Source organism: Pseudanabaena sp. SR411 (genome assembly GCF_002251945.1).
GTDB lineage: Bacteria > Cyanobacteriota > Cyanobacteriia > Pseudanabaenales > Pseudanabaenaceae > Pseudanabaena.
The window spans coordinates 1-7,050 of sequence record NZ_NDHW01000156.1; the positions used below are offsets into that span (position 1 = coordinate 1).

At 39.1% G+C, this 7,050-nt stretch carries 5 protein-coding genes; all 5 read right to left on the minus strand.

Features of this window, described 5'->3' with window-relative positions; translation table 11 throughout:
* Positions 1 to 101 precede the first annotated feature (101 nt).
* Positions 102 to 695: a nucleotidyltransferase gene (locus B9G53_RS15820; protein WP_176453237.1), complete on the minus strand. Its 594-nt coding sequence runs from the start codon at positions 693 to 695 to the stop codon at positions 102 to 104.
* The gene (locus B9G53_RS15825; RefSeq protein WP_094533964.1) at positions 695 to 1,684 is read right to left on the minus strand and encodes a hypothetical protein; all 990 of its coding nucleotides are present in this window, start codon (positions 1,682 to 1,684) and stop codon (positions 695 to 697) included. The genes B9G53_RS15820 and B9G53_RS15825 overlap by 1 nt, the downstream gene beginning before the upstream one ends.
* On the minus strand, positions 1,671 to 2,237 hold the full coding sequence (locus B9G53_RS15830; protein WP_094533966.1) for a 7-cyano-7-deazaguanine synthase: 567 nt from the start codon (positions 2,235 to 2,237) through the stop codon (positions 1,671 to 1,673). The genes B9G53_RS15825 and B9G53_RS15830 overlap by 14 nt, the downstream gene beginning before the upstream one ends.
* Positions 2,238 to 2,716: 479 nt before the next feature.
* Positions 2,717 to 4,792, minus strand: coding sequence for a BREX system Lon protease-like protein BrxL (gene brxL / locus B9G53_RS15835; protein WP_094533968.1), 2,076 nt, complete (start codon positions 4,790 to 4,792; stop codon positions 2,717 to 2,719).
* Between the two features lie 139 nt (positions 4,793 to 4,931).
* Positions 4,932 to 7,050: BREX-1 system phosphatase PglZ type A (gene pglZ, locus B9G53_RS15840; protein WP_094533970.1), on the minus strand; the 2,119-nt coding region annotated here is incomplete at its 5' end.

Genomic DNA, 7,050 nt, shown 5'->3' on the forward strand with positions numbered 1-7,050 from the left:
TGATGTCGATTGAACTGCTTCTGCCAATCTTTGAGATCTAACGGCTTGTTCAGAAGCGCTTCGTTTTGGTTCATTTTTTTACTGTCTTTTTATTTCATATTTTACCATGCCTTACAGCGGGAAGGGAGTAGCTTGCGAGCAAAAGAAATTGGACGCACAACATTACTCCACTGTTCTGTATCTCTAGAACTTGCGATTCGGAATCCTGAAGCTGTTCTTATAGTAGGTAATAGTTGCAGCTTTGTCCCATCTGGATAAGACACTGTTACCGCCAAATTACCAGATGACACTTGAACTCCATCCATATTGCTTAACGCAGCTTTGATTTGGGATTCAAAGTGACTTAAAACTTGCCGAGGTGAACTTTGTACCAGTGAGGTGTTGTTGATCTGCACTAATAAATCAACATCACTCAAACCGTTGACATAGGTATGCTTGCGAACTGAGCCACCAAAAGCTAGGTCAACTGTTCCTTCTATGCCAGCATTTATTGCATCCTTTAGGGTATTGATATATTCCCAAGTTTTTGGAGAATCTCTTTGGTTAAAATCTCTTAATACTTCTTGAAGAATATCATTAACTTGGCTGTTATAGTCTGATTTTTCAATTCGACCTTCAACCTGTTCGACAAGTCGATCAATCCCTTGGGAAGAACTCCTTGAGTTATAATATCCTGAACCACCACTGCCGCCCATCAATCTTCTCCTTCGATCTCGATGCCTGATAGTTTAACTAAACATAACACTTTCTTAAGTATATCCTGACTTATTGGAAATTCTTTAATAGAGATTGTTTTGCAGAACCTTTTCATACCTCGAGTTAAAACTTCAAGATATTCAAGATTGGAAATCCAACGAGTAATGAGTAAATCATTCTCAGGAATACACCATTGCTCTCTCATCATAGTTGCCGTTGAGTGATAGGTTACAAATCCATGATCAAAGGTATATCGTAACCAAGCTAATCCATCAAAAATATCAGCACCACATAAAAAGTAAGCAATCATGACAGCAGGATCTAGACAACCAAAAATATGAATGGGTGTTTCCAATCCTACCTCCAAAAGCGCAGTGCGAATTTGAAGAAGATTGCGACATCTTTCAAGTAGTGAATCTCCTAACTCTTTCTCTGTAATCCCTAAAATTGAGAATGAGTCAATTAGTTGAAAATTATTAATTAAGGCATCTAAGTTAATTAGATTTACACCTTCTATTTCTGGTTTATAAAGAAAATCAGTGGCGTAGTTGGGGTGTTTTTGGAAAAGTATTTTTGCCAAATCAACCTGATTGCTAATAGGCTGAGGAACTGAGTAGTCATAATTCACAATTACTAAGGGAGAAAGAGGCTGTAATTCCTCTAAAACAACTTCATAATAATCCGTTGACCACCCACTTGATAAACGCCCGTCTATATACGATTCAGTGAAATCTGCAACAGGTTTAGCTTCATAACCACCACTATCAATAAAGAGAATATCAGAAGCATATATATCATCTTGAGATATGTTTCCGTAATGAATATCATAGGCACTAACCAAGGAGGATTTACCTAAGTATCGCTTTATGTCGTTATGAATGCTACCAATGCAAGGAAATCCACGGCTTGAAAAAGATGGGATAACAATAGGTGTAGATACATTGATTACAGAAATTTCCCGCGACTTACAACTTTCACTTATCTTCATTCAATGTTCTCCTATCGATACATGAAAGACATTCTCCACAGGGAATATCGCTACTTCGTTCGCAGCTATGGGTGATTTTAACTGGGACTTTCAATTTATCACAAAGACTCAGTATTTCACCCTTTGTAAGCTCTAAAAATGGAGCCTCTACCTGAATAGAACCATTAAAATATCCATCAAAAAGTCTTTGAATATCATTAACAAAAGATTGAGAGCAATCATAGTATGGAGTACAAGAATGAATGCCTATAGCAAATCTGGCTGATTTAGAGGAAGAAATGCTAGCAGCAGAAAATAATAATGTTGCGTTACGGCATCGATATTCTCCCTTATTACTAAATATTTGCAAGCCTAAGTCAATTGTTGTTACAACAATTTTATAGTGAGAGGAAATTTTCTCAACGGCACGTTTTTCACCAGCAAAACTAGGATGTCCATAGTTAAAATGAAATCCTTTCACAAGCACGCCTCGTGAGAGGTAGAAAGCAGCCAAAGCTGTTGAATCTATTCCACCACTTAGCAATAGATTTACTTCAGGTAAGCTCGGTTCCACGATAATATCTCTCTTATAAAATCGGTGTTGTACGACAATTCATTGCCTTTTTTGCTCTATGTTATACAACTTATTAGATAAAACAACCAATAAGTGTAATAATAAGATTTTCGCTTGGGTGGGTAAAATCCATGAATAGAATTTTATTTGGCAAAATGCAACCTTGTAGAATCCTCTAGCGAAGAGTAACCAACAAACAATAAGCATTAAGTAATGTTTGGATGCGTTACATTGTATCAACGAACTCTACAAGATCGGTGATCTCAGAAGAGTAATGTATTGCGATCGCTATGTTTGATAACTCGGAAAAATAAGAAGGTGATCGCTTTCTAGTATTTAATCGTACACTTAGATGTACAGACGGGTTCAAAAATACTGCTGTCGAATATTCCTATTACAGAAGTTGGCTTCTAATGTGCTCCCAAAAAGAATTACTGTTAACGCTCATCAGGGATTAAGGATGGTAAGTTGAATTAAACTTATAGAGTTGGCGCGATCGCTCTAATATAAGTTATCTCGAAAGCTTTGCAGTATCTATACTGTTGAAGACGTGATGCAAAGCTAAAAGTATTACTCATGTCATAGTGTTGAAAGATATCTAAACCACGATCTAAAAGGATTTTCCAGCCATGATCGGTTTGGATATGACGGGCGTGAATAGTTCGACTATTATCAAATTCCCAAGTAAATTCGATTCCTACATTAAGACAAGATTGCTTAATTACTTCAAAATATTCTTGTTGCTGTGTGCCTTTAAAATCGTCTTCGGTGGTAACTAAATGGATATTTATCTTGCAGTCATCAGGTTTATACTTGACAACAGTTTCTAAGAAATCCATTAAGTTGCGGACTTGATAAAAGATCCGAATATAGGGATCGGTAATAGTTATTTGCTTTGCTTCTGCCAAATAAGCCCCAAAGAGAGAATCAAATGATACGCCTTGCTGATTTTCTATAAATGTTAAATGTTGCTCTTTAAGTGTTGGATTAAGGATATCTGGAGATTCTAAAAGTGATGTTATCGAATATTCTCCGCTTTCATTATTGGTTGCTTCACGATTATTTTGGGTAATAGCAGTTTGATAATAGTAATCAGGATATTCTTCTTCTTCAAGACACTTGACTTGATTTGGTTGTTCTGTTTTGTCCAACTTGTCGAAATAAACGAATTGGACTGCGGAGTAAGTGGCATCAATCCGCATTAATTGATCTTTTACTCTTTTGCGACCTTCGATCGCAAATTTGAGGAGTTCTTCTATTTCCGTATTAGTTGCCTCTCGATGGGGGAAAATAAGTTTCATTAATCCTGAGAAAGTCTTATCGATCGCGTCACGGTCGCGGGTTGAAATATCTGAAGATAAGGAAAAATGCTCTTTGTAATGTTGTGAGTAATCATAATTACGCATTGACCTGAGAATTTCGGCAAGGTAATCAACTACAAAGCCGTATCCATTGGAAAACATCTCTCCTCGAATTATATCGGCTTCCCAGCCAGCAATATAAAAATGGAGGCGATCGAGGAAGGCTGAGTCATAAAACTTGGGCGGTAACTCTTCAAATAGGTCTGAATGCTTCAGCATATGGGGAACAGTATTTTTAGTATTTCCCACAAAAACCATAGATGCTTCTGCGCCGAGCGTCTCAATCCCCCTCGAAAAAGTTTTATTTGCCATATAATTTTTCAGGATATCGACAAGGGATTTATCGATGCGCTTTTGCTTTCCTGCAAATTCATCAAAGGCAACTACATCCCAATATCCAACCAACCCAATTTTGCCAGATGAGTTATTGACAAACAGTTTAGGAACTGTCACTTCACCGCCAGAGAGGAGAATGCCATGAGGTGAAAACTCGGAATAGATATGAGATTTACCCGTTCCCTTGGGTCCCAACTCGATCAGATTATAGTTGCGTTCGCAAAAAGGGATTAAACGGATCAATTGACTGAGTTTATGGCGATCGCTGAACATAGCTGGATTAAAGCCAATACTTTGAATTAGCAGATCGATCCACTCATCTGTTGAGAACTGTCGGCGAGCGGCAATGTAACTATCAAAATTAAAGTGGGATAACTGAATTGGTTTTAGTGATGCTAAAACCCAAGGACTGATATTTTTATCTTCTACGAATTGATATTCAATATCGGCAATGCTCCAAACGCCACTTACTAAAAGTTTAGGATGAGTTTTAATTGTGCCTGAGTCAACTAATACTTTATTTATGCCAAGATTAGCGAATTCAGCTTCATAAATATCGGCTCTATCGTTGAGAGAGACGCTAATTTTATCAATAACTTTGTATCGTCCTTTTTCCTTGATGTTAGAACGGACTAATCCTGCTTCGTTGCGATGGACATAGTGTTTACCTAAAATCTCCTTAACGGTTTCAATTCCAGTGGCGATCGTTGCCTCATCACTGGTGGCACAGTATTGACCTAACAAATATTCAAGGACATAGGAAGGTACGATCGCATTACCTTTGACTGTTTTTACTAGGTCTTTACGAACAACTAGTCCTGCAAAGTGGGTGTTTATTTTTTGGTCTAGAGGGTTCATAGGAAGTTGGAAGTGGGGAGTGGAAAGTGGGGATTAGGGGCTAGGGGTTAGGGATTAGGGGAAATAATGAAAAAGGAAAATTCCGTACTTTACACTTTACACTCTCTACTTCCCACTTCTAACCCCTACGCCCTAACCCCTAAAAATCAAAATCACTACTAAATGATCGCCTAATTAAATAGCGGATTGATTTATATTCTTGATAATGGGTGGTTCCCGATAGTTTTTCTTCTAGGCGCAAAATCACTTCTTGGTTATTGGCTTCATCGGCTTTTTTGGTAAGTAGAAATCTGACCTGTAGTTCACGTTCTCTAGGGTTTTCTGAGGCTAAGTCAAAGTTGAGATCGTGGGAATCAGATATTAGATCGCCTGATTGAGTATAGATCCCTGCACGAAGATAGCGCGATCGCACTTTATCAGTAGTGGGTTGCACTTGATAAAAAGTCACTGCTAACTGTCCTGATGTGATCGTTGAGCTACTACCGCGCAGGATCTCTACTTCTACGGAAGATACATCGCTCTGACGCTTTTTATTAATCCTGATGATCGGAATCGTTATTTCTTGAAGTGTGGCTCCACCATGCACAAATCGACTACCTGAACCTTTGAGTCGTAGTCGGTTGATGGATTTGGGAATACAAACTTCAATATCACCTACTAGACCGAGGCTATTTGAGTCGAAGAATTTGATGCTATCGGTACGATCGAGGCTTTTACCTAATACAAATCGACGATCGCGATAGAGAACGGTTTGACCTTTGACATCTTGGCTGAGAAAATCACTTTGTTCGAGGTCTTGATTTTGATAGATAAATCCATGATCGGCGGTAAGCAGAATATTATTTGCGTTTGACGCAGTTAGCTTTTTAACTAATTGAATTAACTCTTTGAGGGTGCTTTCGGCAGCTTCAAAGGCTAATCCTTCAGATTGCAATTTGTCGCCAGTGTGGTCGATGCGGTTGTGATAGATATAGATAGCATCATTCGCTTTCAGGAGTTCGCGGGACTCGTCGCGATTGAGGGCGATTAAATCTTCAGCCGCGATCGCTCTAGCCCGATCTCCAGTTGCTTGTTTGAGGATTTTGTCACGATTAGCCGTACCGTTGGAGGGCTGTCCATTGACAAGGACATGACCAGTTTCATTGTCGGCAATGGCTAAGCTAGAATTTGGTAATAGGGCTGCCATGCCTAACTGGGTATAGCTGGGCAGCATCGATAATGCTGGCTCTAGGGTCGCTTCGTAGCGATCTTCTTGGCGGATTAGGCTCAAAAATTCATCGCCAATTTCGTAGCGCATGGCATCGGAGATGATCACACAGATTTTGTTGTCACGATTGAGAAATGGGAGCACCCAACGTTCATAAAAGTTTCTTTGAGAAGGGATCGGGATCGCTTCCCATTTTGGCGCAGCATCGATGAAGGTTTGCCAGCGATCGCTAAGTTTTAAAAGATAGTTATTGGTGTATAGATTTTCAATCTGGGCTTTTAGATCTGAAATCGCTTTACTATTGCTAGAGCGACTGTGATAAATGACTTTGCGATAATACTGATCTAGACGGAACCAAGTTTGGCTATATTTTTGGATGCCATCGGCGATCGAGTCCATGGTCAAGTTAGCTTCGGCTAGGGTATAGATAAACTGAGCAGCAAAGTTAATGGATTCATAAGCGTCACGAAAGCGATCGTACCAATGGCAGGTGCGGCGTTGATAAATTGTGGAAGTAATATCACTTAGGGAGATTGTCCTTGCGGTGAGCTGATGTACTAGGTCATTGAGAATTTTTTGATCGATTAGTAAAAAATAATCTAACTCGATCAGTTGATGCAAATCGCGGTTATGTAAATCCTGTTCAATATTGAGAATCTCAGCACAGTTATCAGAGAGCTTCTCAAAGGATTCCGCAAATTGACGGCTATCTTTCCATCGCTTCAAAAAGACGATTGCATCGGCAGATAAGGGATTACTAATTTGAGAGCTATGAGAATTGGAGAAGTTCTGAAAATAGCAATATTTGAAGAGTTGAATTGCAAAGTCTTTGATGCTTGTTTCTGCGGATATATATCCATAGGTTCTTTGCATTTGCTCCCATAGGAAACCATCTAATCCACAGCGATTAATTAATTTGATTTTGGTATCTTGATCGTTGGCGTGTTCTGCCAATAACTGCTCGACGATCGCATCGAGGCGTGGGTCAGATGATGCACAGACAGCTAACATTTTTAAACGCAACATTCCTTGAGTATCATTGGTGGTAAGC